This is a genomic window from Marinobacterium sp. MBR-109 (assembly GCF_040547565.1).
GTDB lineage: Bacteria > Pseudomonadota > Gammaproteobacteria > Pseudomonadales > Balneatricaceae > Marinobacterium.
Window position 1 is genome coordinate 153,478 of record NZ_JBEPPZ010000006.1, and the last position, 20,297, is coordinate 173,774.

Annotated in this window: 20 protein-coding genes; 8 read left to right on the forward strand and 12 right to left on the reverse strand. The window is 58.5% G+C overall.

Going from position 1 to position 20,297, the window contains the following annotated elements; all coding sequences use genetic code 11:
- Window positions 1-117 precede the first annotated feature (117 nt).
- Genes ABIE60_RS09855 through ABIE60_RS09880 form a run of 6 tightly spaced genes read right to left on the reverse strand, consistent with a single transcriptional unit; the run spans window position 118 to window position 6,319 of the window.
- A complete protein-coding gene (locus ABIE60_RS09855; protein WP_354469233.1) occupies window positions 118-1,314 on the reverse strand; it encodes an ABC transporter permease in 1,197 nt (398 codons plus the stop codon).
- Entirely contained in the window at window positions 1,301-2,521 is a 1,221-nt protein-coding gene (locus tag ABIE60_RS09860) for an ABC transporter permease (RefSeq protein ID WP_354469234.1), read from the reverse strand. The genes ABIE60_RS09855 and ABIE60_RS09860 overlap by 14 nt, the downstream gene beginning before the upstream one ends.
- On the reverse strand, window positions 2,508-3,191 hold the full coding sequence (locus tag ABIE60_RS09865) for an ABC transporter ATP-binding protein (protein WP_354469235.1): 684 nt from the start codon (window positions 3,189-3,191) through the stop codon (window positions 2,508-2,510). The genes ABIE60_RS09860 and ABIE60_RS09865 overlap by 14 nt, the downstream gene beginning before the upstream one ends.
- Window positions 3,188-4,318 (reverse strand): efflux RND transporter periplasmic adaptor subunit, encoded by a 1,131-nt coding sequence (locus ABIE60_RS09870; protein ID WP_354469236.1) that lies wholly within the window; start codon window positions 4,316-4,318, stop codon window positions 3,188-3,190. Before ABIE60_RS09870 ends, ABIE60_RS09865 begins: the two co-directional genes overlap by 4 nt.
- A 40-nt stretch (window positions 4,319-4,358) precedes the next feature.
- Entirely contained in the window at window positions 4,359-4,790 is a 432-nt protein-coding gene (locus ABIE60_RS09875) for a DNA polymerase III subunit chi (RefSeq protein WP_354469237.1), read from the reverse strand.
- A 2-nt stretch (window positions 4,791-4,792) separates the two neighbouring features.
- Window positions 4,793-6,319 (reverse strand): leucyl aminopeptidase, encoded by a 1,527-nt coding sequence (locus ABIE60_RS09880; protein WP_354469238.1) that lies wholly within the window; start codon window positions 6,317-6,319, stop codon window positions 4,793-4,795.
- Between the two features lie 185 nt (window positions 6,320-6,504).
- On the opposite strand from ABIE60_RS09880, the gene lptF reads away from it, so the two are divergent.
- Together lptF and lptG are read left to right on the forward strand one after the other, a co-directional pair.
- The gene (gene lptF, locus ABIE60_RS09885) at window positions 6,505-7,623 is read left to right on the forward strand and encodes an LPS export ABC transporter permease LptF (RefSeq protein WP_354469239.1); all 1,119 of its coding nucleotides are present in this window, start codon (window positions 6,505-6,507) and stop codon (window positions 7,621-7,623) included.
- A complete protein-coding gene (gene lptG, locus ABIE60_RS09890; protein ID WP_354469240.1) occupies window positions 7,620-8,681 on the forward strand; it encodes an LPS export ABC transporter permease LptG in 1,062 nt (353 codons plus the stop codon). The genes lptF and lptG overlap by 4 nt, the downstream gene beginning before the upstream one ends.
- Before the next feature lie 14 nt (window positions 8,682-8,695).
- Here lptG and ABIE60_RS09895 read toward each other — a convergent pair whose 3' ends face one another.
- Window positions 8,696-9,181 (reverse strand): RDD family protein, encoded by a 486-nt coding sequence (locus ABIE60_RS09895; protein ID WP_354469241.1) that lies wholly within the window; start codon window positions 9,179-9,181, stop codon window positions 8,696-8,698.
- 93 nt (window positions 9,182-9,274) lie between these two features.
- A complete protein-coding gene (locus ABIE60_RS09900) occupies window positions 9,275-10,081 on the reverse strand; it encodes a tetratricopeptide repeat protein (protein ID WP_354469242.1) in 807 nt (268 codons plus the stop codon).
- Between the two features lie 257 nt (window positions 10,082-10,338).
- Between ABIE60_RS09900 and ABIE60_RS09905 the strand changes: the two genes are divergently transcribed.
- Window positions 10,339-11,967: a methyl-accepting chemotaxis protein gene (locus tag ABIE60_RS09905; protein WP_354469243.1), complete on the forward strand. Its 1,629-nt coding sequence runs from the start codon at window positions 10,339-10,341 to the stop codon at window positions 11,965-11,967.
- Window positions 11,968-11,977: 10 nt separating this feature from the next.
- On the opposite strand, the gene gloA is transcribed toward ABIE60_RS09905, so the two are convergent.
- A complete protein-coding gene (gloA, locus tag ABIE60_RS09910; protein WP_354469244.1) occupies window positions 11,978-12,376 on the reverse strand; it encodes a lactoylglutathione lyase in 399 nt (132 codons plus the stop codon).
- Window positions 12,377-12,500: 124 nt separating this feature from the next.
- Here gloA and ABIE60_RS09915 point away from each other — a divergent pair, with 124 nt between their 5' ends.
- Together ABIE60_RS09915 and fldB are read left to right on the forward strand one after the other, a co-directional pair.
- Window positions 12,501-12,833, forward strand: coding sequence for a phasin family protein (locus ABIE60_RS09915; protein WP_354469245.1), 333 nt, complete (start codon window positions 12,501-12,503; stop codon window positions 12,831-12,833).
- 119 nt (window positions 12,834-12,952) lie between these two features.
- Complete coding sequence (gene fldB, locus ABIE60_RS09920; protein WP_354469246.1) at window positions 12,953-13,468, forward strand: flavodoxin FldB; 516 nt, start codon at window positions 12,953-12,955, stop codon at window positions 13,466-13,468.
- Here fldB and ABIE60_RS09925 read toward each other — a convergent pair.
- Window positions 13,441-14,688, reverse strand: coding sequence for an MFS transporter (locus tag ABIE60_RS09925; protein ID WP_354469247.1), 1,248 nt, complete (start codon window positions 14,686-14,688; stop codon window positions 13,441-13,443). The two genes, fldB and ABIE60_RS09925, sit on opposite strands and share 28 nt — an antisense overlap.
- A gap of 116 nt (window positions 14,689-14,804) precedes the next feature.
- Here ABIE60_RS09925 and ABIE60_RS09930 point away from each other — a divergent pair, with 116 nt between their 5' ends.
- Window positions 14,805-15,248, forward strand: coding sequence for a c-type cytochrome (locus tag ABIE60_RS09930; RefSeq protein WP_354469248.1), 444 nt, complete (start codon window positions 14,805-14,807; stop codon window positions 15,246-15,248).
- A 60-nt stretch (window positions 15,249-15,308) separates the two neighbouring features.
- Here ABIE60_RS09930 and ABIE60_RS09935 read toward each other — a convergent pair whose 3' ends face one another.
- Complete coding sequence (locus ABIE60_RS09935) at window positions 15,309-16,037, reverse strand: cytochrome b/b6 domain-containing protein (RefSeq protein ID WP_354469249.1); 729 nt, start codon at window positions 16,035-16,037, stop codon at window positions 15,309-15,311.
- A 1-nt stretch (window position 16,038) separates the two neighbouring features.
- Window positions 16,039-17,493 (reverse strand): sodium:proton antiporter NhaD, encoded by a 1,455-nt coding sequence (gene nhaD / locus ABIE60_RS09940; protein ID WP_354469250.1) that lies wholly within the window; start codon window positions 17,491-17,493, stop codon window positions 16,039-16,041.
- Between the two features lie 159 nt (window positions 17,494-17,652).
- Here nhaD and prfB point away from each other — a divergent pair, with 159 nt between their 5' ends.
- Together prfB and lysS are read left to right on the forward strand one after the other, a co-directional pair.
- Window positions 17,653-18,747 carry a peptide chain release factor 2 gene (gene prfB / locus ABIE60_RS09945; protein ID WP_354469251.1) on the forward strand — a complete coding sequence of 365 codons (1,095 nt, stop codon included), beginning with the start codon at window positions 17,653-17,655 and terminating at the stop codon, window positions 18,745-18,747.
- 23 nt (window positions 18,748-18,770) lie between these two features.
- Window positions 18,771-20,285, forward strand: coding sequence for a lysine--tRNA ligase (gene lysS / locus ABIE60_RS09950; protein ID WP_354469252.1), 1,515 nt, complete (start codon window positions 18,771-18,773; stop codon window positions 20,283-20,285).
- Window positions 20,286-20,297: the final 12 nt, after the last annotated feature.

Here is a 20,297-nt window from a genome sequence, read left to right on the forward strand (position 1 = left end):
GAATGGTTGAGCTGCTCCAAAAAGTATAACCAACCGCTATTACTGGACATTTTATAACGCTACTAGCGTCTGCTTTGGGCCACAATACGACCAGAAGGCAGTATCGCTGAGCAGCGTTTACTCGCTTTGCAATGCCACCACCGGGTTAAGCTTTGCGGCATTGCGGGCGGGCAGTACGCCTGATACCAACCCGACCAGTGCTGACAGCAGCAAGGCCAGCAGCAGGTAGAAAAACGACAACTGAACAGGTAGATCCGGCATGGCCAGGGCTAGCAGCATCAGTGCGGCAACACTGATCAATATGCCGGCAATGCCACCAGTCAGCGCGAGCAGTACGGCTTCACCCAGAAACAGCCACATCACCTGTCGACGGGTTGCGCCAACGGCGCGCAACAGGCCGATTTCGGCCCGACGTTCATGTACGGTAGTGACCATGATGGTCACGATGCCGATGGCGCCGACCAGCAGGGAGATGCCGCCCAGTCCACCGACGGCCAGTGTCAGGATGCCGAGGATACGATCAAGGCTTTTCAGCATTTCATCCTGGGTGATGAGGGAAAAGTCCTCGACACCATGCCGATCAATCAGTCGTTGGCGGACCTGTTCGGCCATGGCGGATGCGCTGATCCCGGGCCGATAGGTCACGTCGATTTCCATCAGGCCGCTGCGGTTGAACAGGCTCAGGGCGCGCTCCACCGGGATGTAGACGATGTCGTCCAGATCGAAGCCCAGCATCTGCCCCTTCTCGGTCATGACACCCACCACCCGGTAGCGTTCGCCCCCCACGCGGATGAACTGGCCAAGCGCATTCTGTGTGCCAAAGAGTTCCTGTTTGACCTTGTGACCCAGTACTGCCCAGGGCTGTGGATAACCGTTGCGACTGTCGGGCAGAAAGCGTCCCTGAGCGATCTCGAAGCGCCAGGCCGCGGCCATATCGCTGCCGCTGCCGATAATGTCGGTGTGGCGTACACGCCGGCCGAACTCAATGGCGCCGCTGCCCTGAACCACCGGAACCACATGCTCCACAAAGGGCAGGGACTGCAGGCTCCAGGCATCCTCGACCAGCAGGGGGCGGGTGCTGGCAAGCAGGCCTCCTGTGCCGCCGGTCTGGGATTTTCCCGGGTTGATGGCGATGATGCGGGTGCCGAACTGGGAAAAGTTTTCCAGTACATAGAGCCGAATGCCCGCGCCCAGCGTCGTCAGCAGCACCACCGCACAGATGCCGATGGCGATGCCCAGAATGGTCAGGCTGCTGCGCATGCGGCTGGCGCGCAGGCTGGTCAGGGTCAGGCGGATATAGTCAGCGCTGCGCATCGGTAATGCCCTTGAGTGCCAGAACGGGGGGCAGGCGGGCGGCCTTGCGTGCCGGCAGCCAGGCAAACAGCAATGCCACTGTGATGGCCAGCAGAATGGCCCCGGCCAGCGCCCACCCCGGAACCGATACCGGGAACTGTGGCCAGAGCCAGTGACCGGTCCAGAGCAGCGCATAACCGACCAGTACGCCCAGCGCGGCACCCAGCAGTGCCATCATCAGCGCCTCGCTGAGAAACAGACGGTGCACCTGACGTTCACTGGCGCCCAGTGCCTTGAGCAGCCCGATCTCCGAGGTGCGCTGGCTGACGCTGATCAGGGTGATGTTCATGATCAGAATGCCGGCGACCACCAAACTGATAGCCGCAATGGCGCCTACCGCCAGTGTCAGCAGTTGCAGAATGTCATTGAACACGCCCAGCAGGCTATCCTGCGTGATCAGAGTGACGTCCCGCTCACCCTGATGGCGTGCCTGGATCAGATCAAGAATGGCCGGCTTCAGATCATTGGTCATGTCAACATGGCGAACCTGCACGAACAGTCGGAACAGCCCCTGGGTATCGAACAGTTGCTGTGCGCTGGCGACCGGGATGATCACCGCCTCGCTCATGTCGGTTCCAAGGGAAACGCCACGGTTCTCCAGCACGCCAATGACGCGGCAGCGTCGGTCAGCGGTGCGCAGCCAGCGACCCAGCGCCGGCGTCTGGTCGAACAGGTCATCTCGCACGCCCTGGCCGATGACGCAGACCGGCTCGGCTCGCTCCAGCTCCAGCGCGGGCAACAGGCGTCCCTGGGCGGCGCTGAGCTGTCGAATCTGGAAAAATGCCGCACTGGTGCCGACTACCATCAGCTCCCGGTTGCGGCCGTTGGCTTCCGCCTGCGTCAGTCCAACGATCAGCGGAGCGACAGCCCTGACCCCCGGCAGTCCCAGTACCGCTCGGGCATCATCCAGCGTGAGGTCCCGCGTGCCTTCGCCGGTCAGAGGCGGCAGGCCGCCAGTGGTTTCCTTGCGGCCGGGTAGTACGATCAGCACATCATTGCCCAGCAGGCTGAACTCTTCCAGCACGAAGCGGCGCGCCCCTTCCCCCATACCGGTCAACAGCAGCACGGCCGAGACACCGACCGCCGTGGCCAACAGGGTCATGAGGGTACGGAACCATTGCCCCGTCAACAGGCGCAGGTTGAACCGGATCAGATCAGTGACCTGCATCTCGCTCATCCTTCAGCAGACGGCCATCCTGCATCCAGAGCCTGCGCCGTGCCCGCTGGCCCATGGCGGCATCGTGGGTAACGACCACAAGGGTGATGCCATCCGTGTTCAGCTCTTCCAACAGTTCGATCACATCCTGTCCCGAGTGGCTGTCGAGGTTGCCGGTAGGTTCGTCTGCCAGCAGCAGACCGGGTTTGCGGATTACGGCGCGGGCGATGGCTACACGCTGCCGCTGGCCGCCGGAGAGTTGATGGGGCAGGTGGTTGGCGTGGCGCTCCAGCCCCAGCCGTGTGAGCAGCTCGTCCACCCGTGGTCGGCGCTCGGCCGGCTCGGTGCCGGTCAACACCAGTGGCAGTTCAATATTTTCGCGTGCGGTCAGGCGGTCAATCAGATGGTAGGCCTGAAACACAAAGCCGATGCGGCGATTGCGCTCGGCGGCTCTGGCTTCCTCTTTCAGCATCGTCATGTCCGTGCCATCGAGCCAGTAGCGGCCACTGTCGGGTGTATCGAGCAGGCCCAGCATGTTCAGCAGGGTGGACTTGCCGGAGCCGGAGGGGCCCATGACGGAGAGATATTCACCGGCTTCGATCTCAAGGTCCACATGGTCCAGCGCCTGTACCGGTTCGTCCCCCAGCTGGTAACGCTTGCACAGTTGTTGCAGCCGGATCATGGTGCCGGTACCACCCGGGTGCCTTCGCCCGCGCCGCTGTCCAGTGATCGCAGAATGCGATCGCCGGCTTCAAGGCCCTCAACCACTTCAGTCCAGGTCCAGTTGCTCAGCCCTGTCTTGAGTTGCACGGCATGCAGAGTGCCGCTGTCGTCGTCATGGCGCAGCACTCGATTGCCCTGCAGCAGGGTTTCAGTCGGCACACGCAGGGCGTTGTCGCGCCGTTCGATGATCACTTCGATATCGGCACTGTAGCCCACCAGAAGATGGGCATCGGTGGGTGGCGGGGTGAAGCGAACGTCCACATCGACGGTGCGGGCCTGCTTTTCCAGCTCGGAGACAAAGGGCGCAATGCGCGAGACCTCGCCGGCAAAACTCTGGCCCCGAAAGGCATCCAGGCTGATACGCACCGACTGACCCACCGCGAGCCGTGCGGCCTCGACTTCATCGATGGGGGCGCGAACATACAGGCAGCTGTCATCGATCAGATCCACGGCAGGTGGTGTTGGCACCCCCGGCGGGGAAGGTGTGACATATTCGCCCACTTCACCATTGATCTCGGCGACCACACCACCAAAGGGAGCCTTCAGGACCGTGTTGTCGAGCAGTACCTGATGCAGTTTGAGCGTGGCGCGGGCCTGTTCTGTCAGTGCCTGCGCTTCTTCGCATGCCAGTGCCGAGCGGCGTGCTTCGGTTTGGCGCTGGTCCAACAGCTCGTCTGAGGCAAGCCGGTCGCGGGCCAGCGATTCGGTTCTGCGGGCCTCACGCTGTGCCAGGGCAGCTGTATGGCACACCGCTGCGGTATGAATCTCACGGGCCTTCAGCGTGGCCGCAACCTCTTCAAGGCGCGCCTTGAGGTCAGCGTTCCAGAGTTCAAGCAGTGGCTGTCCCTGTTCTACGTGATCGCCTTCTTCTACCAGCAGGCGTTCCACCCGACCACCCTGAGGCATCGATAGACGTGAGCGACGGCAGGCACGCACGGTGCCGGCGCGGCTGTTGGCGGCGAGCTGTTCCACAACGCCGGTTGCAACGGAGGTCAGTCGGACTTCAATGGGTTTGGGCCGGTTGAACCAGTAAAGGGCCACGCCGGCAAGGATCAATAACAACAGGAAGGTAAGCAGCTTTTTCATCCGGCAGGGCTCCTTGTGTCACGGATGCAGTATAGGTAACTCAGCTGCGTTGACGCATGTCGGTTCGGTGCAGCTCAAGGCCACGGTCACGGCAGCGCGCATAGTTGTCACGCGTAGCCGCCAGAACGTCAGGTGTCTGAATCACCACTTCGACAATGCGTTCGAATTCAAAGGCTGTATCGGGAAGCCGGTTAGACAGGTTGACGAATACCTCACGATGATCCGGCAACTGCTCACCCCAGCCGATCTCGATTGGCGAGTCCGGCTGTCCATTCAACAGGGTATGAGGCACGAAGCTCTGCGGCCGTGCTGTCCACAGCTGTTGATCCAGCTGACGTGCCGCGGCCTCATGCTCGGTACTGATGAACACGCGCATACCGAGCCCGAGGATCTTTTCGCACAGGCGGCACAGAAAGGCCGCCCGGCTTTCGGGCTCGGTGTCCGGCAGAATGTAATAGTCTGCGCGGGACACGCTTATTCCCCGTGGTCGTGATCGTGCTCGTCGATCTCAACCTGCTCAGCCAGATCCAGCAGATACTGGCACAGCATGGGTACACAACGGCCGGTCGCGCCCTTTTCCTTGCCATGGCTGTTCCAGGCCACACCGGCAATGTCCAGGTGCGCCCAGTTGTACTCCTTGGTGAAGCGTGACAGGAAGCAGGCGGCGGTGATGGTGCCGGCCGCACGGCCACCGATATTGGCGATATCGGCAAAGTTGGAGTCCAGCTGCTCCTGGAACTCGTCCCACAGCGGCAGCGGCCAGCCACGGTCAGCGGCGTATTCGCCGGCTTCGAGCAGAGCGGTTGCCAATGATTCGTTGTTGGACAGAACGCCGGTGGCCTGATGGCCCAGGGCGATGATGCAGGCACCTGTCAGGGTTGCGATGTCGACCACGGACTGGGGTTCGAAGCGGCCGACATAGGTCAGCGCATCGCACAGCACCAAACGCCCTTCGGCATCGGTGTTGAGGATCTCAACGGTCTGCCCCGACATGGTGGTGACGATGTCACCCGGCTTGGTAGCCTGACTGCCCGGCATGTTCTCGGCGGCGGCGATCACCCCGACCACGTTGATCGGCAGCTGCATTTCGGCGAGCGCTTCCATGGTGCCGAGTACGCTGGCTGCACCGCACATGTCGAATTTCATCTCGTCCATGCCGGCACCGGGCTTCAGGCTGATGCCGCCAGTGTCAAAGGTGATGCCCTTGCCGACCAGTACGTGGGGCTTTTCGCCGTCCTCGCCACCGCGGTATTCGATCACGATCAGCTGCGAAGGCTGGGCGCTGCCCTTGCCAACGGCCAGCAGTGCGTTCATGCCCAGCTCGGCCATCTGCTCTTCATCCAGCACACTGACCTTCAGTTCATCGAACTCTTCCGCCAGCGCCTGTGCCCGCTCGGCCAGATAGACGGGCGTGCAGATGTTGCCCGGCAGGTTGCCCACTTCGCGGGCTGTATCAACGCCGTTGGCGATGGCCACGCCATCAAGCAGAGCGCCTTCGCCCAGCTCAATATCCTCTTCGTCAAGCTTGATCATGATGTGCTCAAGCTTGATCGGATCGGCTTTCTTGCTCTTGGTCTCGTCGTATTGATAGAAGTCAGCCGAGATCCACTCCACCAGCTGGCGGGTTTCGCGGTACACATCGTCCTGCTCGCTGGCACAGCCATCGAGTGCAAACAGCACTGAGCCAATGCCCGACTTTTTCAGGGTGGCAGTAATGCCCTTGATCAGCTTGCGGTAGTGACGATCCTTGCGTTCCTCGGGCTTGCCCAAACCCACCAGCAGGACACGATTGGCCTTGATGCCGGGTACCTTGAACAGCAGCAGCTGTTCACCGGCCTTGCCACTGATGTCGCCACTGTTGATCAGGTCGCTCAGGTAGCCGTTGGCAGCCGTGTCGATCGCCTGTGCAGAGGGGCAGAGTTTACCCTCGGCTTCCAGTGCAACCACGAGGCATTCGGTTTCCAGTGTTTCGACACTGCCGTTGATAATCTCAAAATCCATGACGACTCCGTACAAGACATTGCAGACTGATTGGGTGATAATGCGGGGCTTGCTTGATGTCAGGCATCCCGGTGATGGAACCGGTCTGGTGCCGAACGTTGTGCCGCGCAGCTCATAGCTAGATCCAACGCGCACTATAAACCATTTCTCCGATTGGAAACCATGGCGGTGAAAGGGAATCTGTTTTGATTATCTTCCGTTACCTCGCCCGTGAGGCGTTGATCTCAACACTGGCTGTAACCTCTGTACTGCTGCTGATTATCACCAGTGCGCGCCTGATCAAGTATCTCGCCGATGCCGCGACCGGCAAGCTGGATGCGGCCTTCGTTTTCTGGGTTCTGCTTTGGCGTATCCCCGGTTTCCTTGAACTCTTGCTGCCGCTGGGGCTGTTCCTCGGCATCCTGCTGGCATTCGGGCGTCTCTATCTCGACAGCGAAATGGTGGTGCTGAGGGCCTGTGGCATCAGTCAAAAAAGGCTGGTGCTCTATTCCCTGGGGCCTGCTTCGCTGGTGGCACTGCTGGTGGCGGTGATGACGCTCTGGCTTGCCCCCCTGGGCGCGACCAAATCGGAGGAGATCTTCAGTGTGCAGGAGTCGAAAAGCGAACTGGAACTGCTGACACCGGGGCGTTTTCAGTCTCAGACGGGCGGCCGGCAGGTCACCTATGCCGAATCCTTTGACAGCGAAAGCGGTAACCTGCGTGAGGTGTTCATTGCGCAGCGCAACGAGAACGGTGAACCGGTGGTCCTGCTGGCTGAGCAGGCCGAGCGCGTCATGTTGCCGGAATATGGTGGCCGCTTTCTTGTGTTGAAACAGGGCTATCGCTTTGATGGTGTTCCTGGCTCGGCAGAATACACCCGCACCGGCTACCGGGAATACGGCATAAGCCTGCCCGAAGCGGAGCTGGCGCGAGAAGTGACAGAACTGGATGCACAGCCGACGCTGGCCCTGCTGGACAGTACGCAGCCGAGGGAGCAGGCCCGACTGCACTGGCGCCTGTCCCTGCCGGTGCTGGCCTTTATCGTGACACTGATAGCGGTGCCGATGAGTCGAACCAACCCACGTCAGGGCCGTTTTGCCAAACTGATTCCTTCCATTGTTTTGTATCTGCTCTACCTTTCACTGCTGACCAGTGCGCGTTCAACCGTTGAGGATGGAGAGGTGGGCGTGTGGCTGCTGTGGCTGGTGCATGCGATCTTCCTGGCGCTGGCCGCCAATCTGATTCTGGCGGAACGTTTCTGGGGCCATCAGTTCAATCGTGTCCGCAAGTGTCTGCCGCACGTCAGCTGGAGGAAATCCGCATGATAAAGCTGGAGTGGTACATTGCCCGTCATGTTATTGGCGCCATTTTGGCTGTGCTGCTGGTGGTGGTCGGGCTGGACCTTGTATCGGCATTGCTTGATCAGCTGGATGATATCGATGAACACTATACCTTTGCGGGTGTGCTCGAGTACCTGATGTTGACCACGCCGCGTCGGATCTATGAGTTCATCCCCTTGAGCAGCCTGGTGGGCTGTTTGATCGGGCTGGGTATGCTGGCCAGCCACAGTGAGCTCACCGTTATGCGGGCGGCGGGTTTTTCAACCCGACGCATTCTTGTGGCAGTGTTCAAGCCGGTGCTGGTGTTGGCGTTGTTCGCGCTGGTACTGGGTCAGTTCATCGCGCCCTATACCGAGCAGCGTGCCCAGAGTCTGAAAGCGCTGGCGCAGGCAGGTGGTGGTGCGCTGAGCTCCCGTTACGGCATATGGCACCGTGAAGATCGCCTCTTCATTCATATCAATGCGGTAGAGCCGGGGGGCGTGATTCATGGCGTCACGCGCTATCGGTTTGATGAGTCCCGTCAGCTGGCTGAAGCGAGCTATGCGCGTATTGGACACTATGAGTCCGATCGATGGCAGTTACAGAATGTCAGCAGGACAGAGTTCATGGAAGGGCGTACTCAGGCGTCGCAGCAATCTCAGGAGTCCTGGAAAAGCGGACTTACGCCCGATCTTCTGTCGGTGATCGTGGTTGAGCCTGTGGACCTGCCAATCAGTGGCCTCTGGTCCTATTCGAGTTATCTACAGGCCCAGGGAGTCAATGCGGATACCTATCTGCTGGCGTTCTGGACCAAATTGCTGCAGCCGCTGGCGATTCTGGCACTGGTGCTGATCGGTGTTTCATTCATTTTCGGGCCGTTGCGCAGCGTGACCGTCGGCCAGCGGGTGATTGCCGGGGTTGTGTTCGGGCTGCTGTTCAAGTTTGCACAGGATCTGCTTGGCCCGGCCAGTACCGTGTTTGGCTTCCCGCCCTTCATCGCGGTGGTGCTGCCGGTGTTGCTGTGCATGGCGGCAGGTGGCTGGCTGCTGCGGCGAGCGGGTTAAAGGCTTCAGCTCGATTACGGTTTTTTTGGTGCGGGTTTGGGCAATTGAACAATACAGCTGCCTGACCAGCGGTCATGCCAGCTCAGGCGCTCATCGGTGAACAGTATCCAGAACAGGCCGATACCGCACAGGCCGAGGGACGGGATGGCGCAGAGGAATCGCATCAGCGCCTTGCTCCAGCTCAGGCGGCCACCTTCCAGTGTTTGAACCCGCAGGCGCCAGGCGAGCATGCCCAGTGTCTGGCCATTGCGGGTCCAGAAAAAGCCAAAAAACAGAAAGGTGATACAAAACAGTGCCGAGTTGAACAGGGCGACCGCCGCCGCTGAACTGGTCTGGGCACTGATCGCTTCGCCATCGTTCAACATTACACCGACCCCACCTACAATCATCCAGATCGCAATCACCAGCAAGGCATCATACACCATGGCCAGCAGGCGTCTGACCAGAGTGGCCGGGCAGGTGTCGGTAAATTCTTGAGCAAAGGGGCGGTGCATCGGCATGTCCGGATCCATCGGTTGGGTTGGCGATGGATTGTAGCACCAGCGGGGGATCGGGGTGAAACCCTGCCAGCGATGCTGGCAGGGGCAATGGAATTACTTGAATGGCGTGACGAATCTGGCCTTGTAGCGCTCGGCCAGAGACTGGGCTTCTTCCAGTTGTGACTCATCCAGCTTCATCAGCAGGCGTGCCTCGATGGCGCGGGCGGTACCGTTGCCCATTTCAGCCGCGTTGTGCATCCAGGCATAGGCCAGAATATTGGTGTCAACGCTGGTGTCCTGTCCGTGGCTGTTGGAGTAGAGCGTACCCAGGAAGAACATGGCATCCATATGACCCTGCTCGGCCGCCTTGCGATACCACTGTTCAGCCTGAACGTAGTCCTGCTCGACACCGGTACCGAAATTGTAGCTGCGGCCCAGGTTATGCCAGGCAGTGATCACATTTTGGTCAGCGGCCTTGCGGTACCACTTGATTGCTTCGTCATTGTCGCGTGCAACGCCCTGACCAAATTCATACATTTCGCCGATGCGGTTCTGAGCGTCGCCGTCGCCGTCCTGAGCTGCGGGCAACAGACGGTCGAACTCGACTTTGTATTCCCGGTTTTTCAATGCACGCAGGCTGTTGACGCTCTCCAGATGACCCTGTCGGGCACCGCTTTCGTAGTAGCGGCGGGCCATGTCAGTGTTCTTTTCAACACCCCAGCCGTTTTCGTACATCTGGCCCTGAAGGTTCATTGCAGCCGGGTCCTGATTCTTGACCAGGCTTTCCAGCTCGGACAGAGCCTTGGCGTAATCGCCGGCATCGATGGCGCGCTGGGCCGCGTCGACGCTGGCGGCCAGTGCTGATGTGGTGTGCAGGGAAAACAGCAGGCCTGCTGCTGCAAGAAGGGTAGATTTGTTCATTGAAGCCATGCCTTCATCATCGTTATTGATGCATTTCAGGAAGTCGTGTTGCAACGGCTTCCACCGAATCGGGTGTGCAGACGGATACAACAGTTGTGACCGGACTGATAGTACAAGATAATGCTTCTACTTTAGTACGAGCTGGAACTTGAACTTTCATCCGTATAAGTCACTTCTAATATGTCTATTGTACAGGAAAAGATCACTCAGCGGCACCTGCCCTGAATCTTCTGCTGCACGCCTGACAGGAGCCCGAAATGCTGAAACGAATGACCATCAGGAGCAAACTGGTGCTGGGGTCGGTGCTGCCGATTATCGGTTTGCTCGTTATTGTGATCACTTCCCTGATTGAATTGAACAAGGCCAACCAAGGCATTGATCGGCTCTATGTGGACCGGATTGTGCCGCTTGAGCTGCTGAAAAACGTGGCGGATAACTATGCGGTTAACATCATCGACACGGTAAACAAGGTCGACAAGAGCCTGATGAAAGCCGAAGACGGCCTGGCCGTCGTGACCCGGGCCCGAGAAAATATTCAGCGTGACTGGCAAAGCTACACAGCTACCGATCTGACCTCCAGGGAACAGCAGTTGGTACAGGAAGCGGAAGGGCTGTTAAGGAAAGCTGACGATGCCATTGAGAAACTGATTGAGCGACTGCAGACCCTCAACGGCCTGACCTATGGTGACATGTACGGTTTTAACGGCGACCTGTACGCCGATGTTGATCCGATCAGCGAAAAGGTGGCGGAGCTGGTTGACCTGCAGCTGAGCGAAGCGGATCAGATGCGTCAGGAGCTGCGCCGTGCGTATGAGCGTCAGCGCACGTTCCAGATCGCCTTGTCAGCCGCCATTGTGGTACTGCTGGCGCTTTTGGGGCTGTTGATTTACCGCTCCATCCGTCAGCCGCTTGAGCATTTACAGGATGTAATGGATAACGTTGCCACCAATTCTGATCTGCGCCTGCGTGCCGAAATCGAGGGTGATAACGAACTCAGTCATATCGCCAGCAGCTTCAACAAGATGCTGGCCCAGATGCAAAGCCTGGTAGGGCACATCTCCGGTGCGACGACCCAGCTGGCGGCTGCAGCAGAAGAGATGAGCAGCATCAGCAGCCATTCCAGCCAGACCATCAACAGCCAGCGTGCCGAAGTAGAGCAGGTAGCGGCTGCAATGAATGAGATGGTCTCGACCGTGCAGGAAGTGGCTGGCAGTGCCGAACGGGCGGATCAGGAAGCGCGAGCCACGCATGACGAGGCCGATTCCGGTAACCGGGTTGTAGTCGATGCGTCTCGTGCGACCAGTGATCTGGTGGATCAGGTGCGCAAGGTTGCGGCACAGATTGCCGTGGTGGAGCAGGACAGTGAAAGTATCGGCAGTGTGGTCGATGTGATTCGCGGTATTGCCGAACAGACCAATTTGCTGGCCCTGAACGCCGCCATCGAAGCGGCTCGTGCAGGTGATCAGGGGCGCGGCTTTGCCGTCGTGGCGGATGAGGTTCGTTCACTGGCTCAGCGTACCCAGGAGTCAACCGAAGAGATTCAGCAGGTGATCGGTCGCTTGCAGGTGGGAACCCGTGATGCGGTTACGGCGATGAAAGTGAGTCAGGAGCGTGCCGAACTGACTGGCGAACAGGCCGAGAAGGCCGGTGATGCGCTGCGTCGAATTTCGGAAGCGGTCAAGCGGATCACCGATCTGAATGCCCAGATCGCAAGTGCATCTGAGGAACAGAGCAGCGTTGCCGAAGAGATCAACCGGTCTCTGGTGACCATCAACGACAACGCTCAGGAATCCGCAGCCGGGGCAACACAGACCGAGAGTGCCAGCCATGAACTGTCACGGCTGGCAGCAGAACTGCAGAGCATGACGGCGAAATTCCGCACCTGATGCTACTGGCTCAGTCCCCGCGCTGGGGGCTGAGCAGCTCGATCATGTACCCGTCCGGGTCGCGCACAAATGCCAGAATCGTGCCTGAGGTTGAGTTCTTCATTGGGCCGGCCTCTCGCACGACCTGTCCTCCTTTTGACTTGATCTGGTCGCAGGCCTCGTACACATCATCCACCTCGATGGCGATATGGCCATAGCCGGTGCCAAGGTCATACGCATCGGTGTCCCAGTTGTGGGTGAGTTCCAGGACGGTATTGTCAGCCTCGTCACCAAAGCCGACAAATGCCAGCGTGAAACGGCCTTCCGGGTAGTCCTTGCGGCGTAGCAGACGCATCCCGAGGACTTCGGTGTAGAAGGAAAGCGATTTTTCCAGGTCAGTAACCCGGTACATGGTGTGCAGCATGCGCATCGGTACACCTCGTGTTTGAGAGTGGAACTTGATTTGAATCTTAAGTCTAACGCACCAGACTTGCGGCTTTCAGTCTATAGTGATTAATTATATGTATTCACAACAAGTGCCAAGGGGGCAGACAATGTTTCAGGATATGACAAAGCAGATGACCGAATCGATGGGACCTTTCCGTGATCTGGTGAACATCCAGACCAAAATGCTGGAGGAACTGACCCGCCAGCAGATGGAGTGCACCAAGGCCTGCATCGAAGCAACCATGCAGCAAACCAGCGAACTGCAGAAGTGCAAGACGCCGAATGACCTGATCGAACTGCAACAGGCCTATGCCAAAGAGCTGGAAGAAACCCTGCGTGCGGCCAATGAGCAGAATCTGAAGGCCCTGACCGCAGCGCAGCAGGCGATGCAGCAGCTGGCACAGGGCTCCATGGACGCCATGACGGGCAATAAAAAATAAGTATTCGCCAGGTGCCATCAAGCAGCCCGCAGGGCTGCTTTTTCGTTTATGTACAGGACGTATGCCATCCCGCGGGCGTATGGATACCCACAACAAGCGGCTATTAATCGAGAATTGTTATGAGTACCCCCATCGGCCTGTTTTATGCCAGCACCACGGGCAATACCGAAATGGTTGCAGAACAGATTGCGGCTTTGTTACCTGAACAGATTCGTCTGCATGATATTGCGACCGAAGGTGTGGTCGAAATGGCACAGTATCAATATCTGATCATGGGTATCCCGACCTGGGATTTTGGCGAGCTGCAGGAAGACTGGGACGAACATTGGCCTGCCCTGCAGGCATTGGACTTCAGCGGCAAGAAGATCGCCCTGTTTGGTTTGGGGGACCAGCTTGGCTATGGTGAGTGGTTCCTGGATGCGATGGGGGCACTCAACGAGGTGTTGCAGGAGGCCGGGGGTAAAGTGGTTGTGCCCTGGCCCGTTGAAGGCTACCGATTCGAAGCGTCAAAGGCGTTGACTCAGGACAAACGGCATTTTGTGGGCCTGGCATTGGATGAGGACGGTGAACATGGCCTGAGCGAAGAGCGAATCCGTGCCTGGATGCCTCAAGTGCTGGCCGCATTTGAGGACTGATCGGCTCCTCGCCAGCGACAGACCAGATACCAGCTCAGGGCAGACGCCTGCAACAGCGTTGCGCCGCCCAGAGCCCAGCGAAAGGCCTGGGCAGGGTAATGCTGGCCATCTTCTGATGGCCAGAGCCCGATCACCGCACCCATTCCCCACTGCACAATGAATGCACCCAAAAAGATGCCCAGGTTCAGGCTGGTGCCGACCCGTGCGCTGATCGCAACCGGAAACTGCTGGCTCAGTCCTGCGAACATCAATGTACCTGATGTTCCGAAGAAGCCGAACAGTGCCCAGGCCAGTAGGCTGGCATCTCCGGGTTTAAGCTGAATCCACACCAGAGCCAGAGTGAAACACAGCATGCCGATAAAACTGACGCTGGGCGTGCTGATGCCCAGCCGGTTCAGGCGGCCGGTAATGAACCCCAGCAGCAGAAACCCAGCCACCATGCTGGCGGCTGAAACAAACAGCACGCCGGCAGCGGCACTGGCGCTCAGGGCGCTGACCTGCTGCAGCCACAGGCCGGCCCAAAGAGACTGGGTCGCGATGAAGACCGACTGCGACAGCATGCTGGCTGGCGCCAGTTGATAGAATGCCGGGGTGCGAACTACGGCCCAGGTTTGGCCCAGCTGTGCCACAATGCCCAGAGACGGTTTGTCCACCGCTGTTTTCGGAATCAAGCCGCGCACCAAAATGGCGATCATGATGCTGAGTACGGCTGTTGCCAGGAAAATGCCGCGCCAGTCAGTAAACGTCAGGGCAAACTCGACAGGGGCGGTAGCCGTGAGTGCGCCGAGTCCGCCGCTGGTCAACTGGAGGCCGTTGATTGCGGGAAGCTGCTCTCGCTTGAGCCAGCTGGTATAGCATTTGAAGGCCGCCATCAGACAGGCCGATACACCAATGCCGATCAGGCCGCGGCCGATCCAGAGTGTCAGGCTGCTTTCGGCCAGGGCGAAAGTGAGGCTGCCGGCGGCTGCGAACAACAGCAGGGCGGATGCCACATCTCGAGTCTGATAACGGTCCAGCAGAATGCCCAGCGGAATCTGGCAGGCTGCAAAAGTCAGAAAGTAGGCGCTGGAAATAAGGCCCAGAGTGGCCGCGCTGATACCCAGCTCGGCCATGATGTCGGGGCCAACCACCGCATTGATGACTCGAAACAGGTAGGACAGCCAGTAGCCCAGTGCGAAGGGGATCAACAGGCGCAGGGTGAAAAGGGTAGAAGTCTGCATAGGGCGTGTTGTCTGCCAAAAAGACCCACAGTATACCCCTTCAGACGGGAACTTGTTGGATTAGGCGGCGCTCATATAGAATTACGGTCAGACCATCAATGAAAAGGGAAATCGACATGAGAAAGATCGCAATGCTTGGATTGGCAGGGGTTATGGCGCTGGGCAGCACGGCTGTACTGGCGGCGGAAGCGGAAGACGCCATCAAATACCGTCAGGGCGTGTTCAGTGCTGTCAAATGGCACTTCGGTACCATGGGTGAAGTGGTCAAGGGTAAACAGGATTACAACGCAGAAGACTTTGCACGCCGTGCAGACATTGTGGCTCAGCTGAGCAAGCTTCCGCTGGAAGGCTTTGTGGCGGGTTCTTATCAGGGTGACACCGATGCTCTTCCGGCCATTGAGCAGAACTGGGACAAGTTTGAAGGTGGCATGAACATGTTTGCCGAGAAGGCTGATGCGCTGGCGGCTGCAGCCAAAACCGGTGACATGGACCAGATTCGTCCTGCTTTCGGTGAGGTGGGCAAGACCTGCAAGGGCTGCCACGACAACTTCAAGGACTGAACTGCAAGCGGTCAGGACTTGAATTGAAACAGGGCGCCCGATGTGGCGCCCTGTTTGTATTCAAGGCAGGTTGAGCAGGCTCCAGACAATGGCAGCTGCAGCGAGGGCCAGCAGCAACCCACGCAGGAAGGGGGCGAACGGGTAGCTCGGCGCCTCTGTTGCGGCTGGCTTGCGCCCGTGCAACATGGCCTGAACCAGCTTCTCGCGCTTGAACAGCTGGTGGTAAATGACGCCCAGCAGGTGCAGACCAATGGCGATCAACAGAATATCAAACAGCCAGCGGTGCCAGCGTGTGATCTCAACACTCATACTGGAGCTGACCAGACTGGCCAGCGGACCTTCGATGAAAACCTCATCATTGGCAAAGAGACCTGTACTCGCCTGAGCCGCAGTCAGCAGCAACAGGGCCACGACCATCCAGCCACCCAGCGGGTTATGGCCCAGATGATGCGGTTCGCGGCGCTGCAGCATCTGCAGGGCATAGCGGGCCGTGGTAACCGGGGAGTGTACGAATTCACTGAAGCGAGCATGGTGGCTACCGGCAAAACCCCACATCAGGCGGAACAGAACCAGCGTCAGCACGGTGTAGCCAGCGTACATGTGCCATGTCATAACATCGAACTTAAGACTGAGGCTCAGGCCCAACAGGTTGAATGTCTCATTCACATACCCTCCGGTGGTACCGCTCCACCATGCAAACAGAACGCTGGCGGCCAGGGTCCAGTGAAACAGGCGCACATAAATATCCCAGACGGGTTTCCTTTCCAGTTTGGCAGAGTGTTCGGTCATGTCAGAGTCCAATTAACCAAAGGTGACAGAAGATGCTGGCCACATAACCCAGCAGGATGGCCCAGCTCCATTTCAGATGGCTCATGAAGGTATAGGTTCCCTGTGCCTGCCCCATTAAGGCCACACCGGCTGCCGAACCGATTGAAAGCAGCGACCCACCGGTGCCGACAGTCAGGGTGGCCAGCAGCCATTGCTCAAGCGTCATCCCCGGATCCATCGACAGTACGGCAAACATGATCGGGATGTTATCGACCAATGCGGACAACAGCCCGATCAGGCTGTTGGCCAAAGGGATGCCAAGGCTGCCATAGATCAGGGTGGAAAAGTCAGCCAGATATCCCAGCGTGGCCAAACCACCTACACACAGCACGATACCGTAGAAGAACATCAGGGTATCCCAGGAGGCACGCTCAACGACCTTAAAAATATCGAAACGACGCACCACGCCGGTATGGTCACCGCGCAGCATGCTGTGGTTGCTTGTGTTCTCGGCATGGTGGTGGGTGATATGTCCCTGCTCACGGAATACCGGGTCATGCAGACTCAGGTAGTAGCCGTAAAGCTTCAATACGCCGAGCCCGGTCATCATCCCCAGAACCGGCGGCAAATGCAGCACACTGTGTACCAGCACGGAGGTGGCGATGGTCGCCAGAAACATCAGCATAATGGTGACACCGCCCTTTTTCATGCGCTGATGACGTTGGCTGCCCGTGGGGCGCGCGTTTTCGATGGCAAGGCTCATCAGCAACGCCGGTACCAGCCAGTTCACCAGTGCCGGCAACAGCAGATGCGAGAACTGGGTGAAAGAGACATGCCCCTGCTGCCACACCATCAGGGTGGTAATATCGCCGAATGGGCTGAACGCGCCGCCGGCATTGGCGGCCACAACCACATTGATGCAGCCCACCGAAATAAAACGGTAGTTGTGGTTGCCGACAGCCAGGACCACCGCCCCCATCAGCAGAGCCGTGGAAAGGTTATCGGCAACAGGGGAGATACAGAACGTAAGTACGCCGGTGATCCAGTAGATGCTGCGCAGTGAAAATCCGCGTGAAACCAGCCAGGTGCGCAAGGCCTCGAATACGCGTCGCTCTTCGAGCATATTCACAAAGGTCATGGCGGCCAGCAAAAACAGGAACAGCTCGGCATAATCCAGAATATACAGCCTCAGCTCGGCCCCGGCGGTGACCTGGTCGCCGTGCTGGCGATAGGCCAGACCGACCAGTATCCAGATCAGACCGGCCGCCACGATGACCGGCTTCGACTTGCGCAGTGCAAGCCGCTCCTCCATCACCACGAAGACATAAGCCAACATGAAGATCATCAGTGCCAGATAACCGTAGACGCTGGCGGTCAAGTCCAGCCGTTGAGGCGTATCCTGCAGAGCAGCCTGAGCCGGCAATGACAGCAGCAGAGCAGACGCTGCCGGCAGAACATGTTTCCCTATCATGGTCATGCGGGCCTCCCGAATCGATCAGATCATTCTTGCCGACCTTGGCAGTCAAGTCGAGTGTCATGGCCAGAGAATGAGGAACTGCTGCACAATCGTTCAAACAGGGCGGAGGATCAGTTAGAATACCTCCCTTTTTCCAAGCAGCGAGTTTGTAGCCCCACCATGGAAATCAATCCGATTCTCAACAGTCTGAAAGAGTTCAGTGAGCGCACCCAGTCGCTGCGCGGCTACCTTGATTATGATGGCAAGCGTGAACGGCTTGAAGAAGTTGAGCGCGAGCTGGAAGATCCGGGTGTGTGGAACAATCCTGAAAATGCACAACAGCTCGGCCGTGAGCGCTCAGGCCTTGAGGCGGTGGTAAAAACCATCGACGAGCTGACCACCGGTATCCGTGATGCCCGTGACCTGCTGGATATGGCGGTTGAAGAAGATGACGAAGATACCGTCGCTGAAGTTGAGGCGGATGTCGAGCGTCTGCGTACCCAGCTGGAACAGCTTGAGTTCCGCCGCATGTTCTCCGGTGAAGCCGATGCGAACAACGCCTTCCTTGAGATTCAGGCCGGATCCGGCGGGACCGAGGCACAGGACTGGGCCAACATGATGCTGCGCATGTACCTGCGCTGGGGCGAGAGCAGGGGCTTCAAGACAGAGCTGCTCGAAGTGTCCGGTGGTGAAGTGGCCGGTATCAAGTCCGCCACCATCCGGTTTGAGGGCGAATACGCCTATGGTTGGCTGAGAACCGAAACCGGTGTTCACCGTCTGGTGCGCAAGTCACCGTTCGATTCCGGCGGCCGTCGCCATACCTCTTTCTCCTCGGTGTTTGTTTCGCCGGAAATTGACGACAACGTGGACATTGAAATCAACCCGGCCGATTTGCGTGTGGATGTATACCGTGCATCCGGTGCGGGTGGTCAGCACGTTAACCGGACTGAATCGGCCGTGCGTATTACCCATGAGCCATCCGGCATTGTGGTGCAGAGCCAGTCGGCACGTTCACAGCATCAAAACCGTGATACCTGTATGAAGCAGCTGCGTGCCAAGCTGTACGAAATGGAGATGATGAAGCGTCGTGAAGCGGCACAGGAACTGGAAGACTCCAAGGCCGATATCGGCTGGGGCAGTCAGATCCGTTCCTACGTGCTGGATGACCAGCGCATCAAGGATCTGCGCACCGGCGTACAGACTTCCAACTGTGATCGCGTGCTTGATGGCGATCTGGACCAGTTTATCGAAGCCAGCCTCAAGGCCGGCCTGTAAGCATTCGTTTTAAGGTAACCCCGATGTCAGACAACAACGTGCAGCAAAACGTGCAGCAAGATGAAAACCGCCTGATCGCCGAGCGCCGCGAAAAACTCGCCGCCCTGCGTCAGGGAGGCAATGCCTTCCCCAATACCTTCCGCCGTGACAGCTATGCCGACGATCTGCAGCAGGCTCATGGCGAAAAGAGCAAGGAAGAGCTGGAGGCGGCTGTCATCCGTGTCTCCGTGGCCGGTCGTGTAATGCTCAACCGTGGTGCCTTCATGGTGCTGCAGGACATGAGTGGCCGTATCCAGCTGTACGTCAACAAGGATGCACGCGCGTTCGCCAAAACCGTGGATCTGGGCGACATCATCGGCGTCAGTGGTGTACTGCACAAGTCCGGCAAGGGCGACCTGTATGTGGACATGGCCGAGTTTCAGCTGCTGACCAAAAGCCTGCGCCCGCTGCCTGACAAGTTCAAGGGCCTGCAGGACATGGAGATGCGCTATCGCCAGCGCTATGTGGACCTGATCATGAACGATCAGTCGCGCAAGGTGTTTGAGATGCGCTCGAAGATTGTGGCCGGCATCCGCAAGTACCTGATCGATCGTCGCTTCATCGAAGCGGAAACACCGATGCTGCACCCGATTCCCGGTGGTGCCACGGCACGTCCGTTTACCACGCATCACAATGCGCTGGACCTGCAGATGTACCTGCGTATCGCGCCGGAACTGTATCTCAAGCGTCTGGTGGTGGGTGGCTTTGAGCGGGTGTTCGAGATCAACCGCAACTTCCGTAATGAGGGGCTCTCAACCCGTCACAACCCAGAGTTCACCATGATCGAGTTCTATCAGGCGTACGCCGATTACAACGATCTGATGGATCTGACCGAAGATATGCTGCGCACTGTTGCTCAGGAGGTTCTCGGCACCACTGTGGTGGTTAACACCGTACGTAACGAAGAAGGCGAAGTGCTGGAAACCTTCGAATACGACATGGGCAAGCCGTTTACCCGTATGAGCGTGTTCGACTCCATTCTGCACTACAACCCGGAGATCACCGCCGAGGCACTGGCTGATGATGCGGCTGCCCGCCAGATCGCCGAGCGCATGGATATCGATGTGAAGGACAGCTGGGGGCTGGGCAAGGTTCAGATCGAGATTTTCGAAAAGACCGTCGAGCACCGCCTGCATCAGCCGACTTTTATCACCGAGTACCCGACTGAAGTCAGCCCGCTGGCGCGTTGCAATGACAACAACCCGCATGTCACCGACCGCTTCGAGTTCTTCGTGGCCGGCCGTGAACTGGCCAACGGTTTCTCCGAGTTGAACGACGCCGAAGACCAGGCCGAGCGCTTCATGAAGCAGGTGGAAGAGAAGGATGCCGGTGACGACGAAGCCATGCATTACGATGCCGACTACATCAACGCTCTGGAGTATGGCCTGCCGCCGACGGCGGGTGAGGGCATCGGTATCGATCGCCTGGTGATGCTGTTTACCGATTCCGCTTCCATTCGTGATGTACTGCTGTTCCCGGCCATGCGTCCGCGTGGCTGACAGCAAACATTG

Excerpts from the sequence above, each read along its gene's own strand:
- ABIE60_RS09855 (WP_354469233.1), bottom strand. The coding sequence starts at position 1,314 with ATGCGCAGCGCTGACTATATCCGCCTGACCCTGACCAGCCTGCGCGCC.
- ABIE60_RS09860 (WP_354469234.1), bottom strand. The coding sequence starts at position 2,521 with ATGCAGGTCACTGATCTGATCCGGTTCAACCTGCGCCTGTTGACGGGG.
- ABIE60_RS09865 (WP_354469235.1), bottom strand. The coding sequence starts at position 3,191 with ATGATCCGGCTGCAACAACTGTGCAAGCGTTACCAGCTGGGGGACGAA.
- ABIE60_RS09870 (WP_354469236.1), bottom strand. The coding sequence starts at position 4,318 with ATGAAAAAGCTGCTTACCTTCCTGTTGTTATTGATCCTTGCCGGCGTG.
- ABIE60_RS09880 (WP_354469238.1), bottom strand. The coding sequence starts at position 6,319 with ATGGATTTTGAGATTATCAACGGCAGTGTCGAAACACTGGAAACCGAA.
- lptG (WP_354469240.1), top strand. The coding sequence starts at position 7,620 with ATGATAAAGCTGGAGTGGTACATTGCCCGTCATGTTATTGGCGCCATT.
- ABIE60_RS09895 (WP_354469241.1), bottom strand. The coding sequence starts at position 9,181 with ATGCCGATGCACCGCCCCTTTGCTCAAGAATTTACCGACACCTGCCCG.
- ABIE60_RS09900 (WP_354469242.1), bottom strand. The coding sequence starts at position 10,081 with ATGAACAAATCTACCCTTCTTGCAGCAGCAGGCCTGCTGTTTTCCCTG.
- ABIE60_RS09905 (WP_354469243.1), top strand. The coding sequence starts at position 10,339 with ATGCTGAAACGAATGACCATCAGGAGCAAACTGGTGCTGGGGTCGGTG.
- gloA (WP_354469244.1), bottom strand. The coding sequence starts at position 12,376 with ATGCGCATGCTGCACACCATGTACCGGGTTACTGACCTGGAAAAATCG.
- ABIE60_RS09915 (WP_354469245.1), top strand. The coding sequence starts at position 12,501 with ATGTTTCAGGATATGACAAAGCAGATGACCGAATCGATGGGACCTTTC.
- fldB (WP_354469246.1), top strand. The coding sequence starts at position 12,953 with ATGAGTACCCCCATCGGCCTGTTTTATGCCAGCACCACGGGCAATACC.
- ABIE60_RS09925 (WP_354469247.1), bottom strand. The coding sequence starts at position 14,688 with ATGCAGACTTCTACCCTTTTCACCCTGCGCCTGTTGATCCCCTTCGCA.
- ABIE60_RS09930 (WP_354469248.1), top strand. The coding sequence starts at position 14,805 with ATGAGAAAGATCGCAATGCTTGGATTGGCAGGGGTTATGGCGCTGGGC.
- ABIE60_RS09935 (WP_354469249.1), bottom strand. The coding sequence starts at position 16,037 with ATGACCGAACACTCTGCCAAACTGGAAAGGAAACCCGTCTGGGATATT.
- nhaD (WP_354469250.1), bottom strand. The coding sequence starts at position 17,493 with ATGACCATGATAGGGAAACATGTTCTGCCGGCAGCGTCTGCTCTGCTG.
- prfB (WP_354469251.1), top strand. The coding sequence starts at position 17,653 with ATGGAAATCAATCCGATTCTCAACAGTCTGAAAGAGTTCAGTGAGCGC.
- lysS (WP_354469252.1), top strand. The coding sequence starts at position 18,771 with ATGTCAGACAACAACGTGCAGCAAAACGTGCAGCAAGATGAAAACCGC.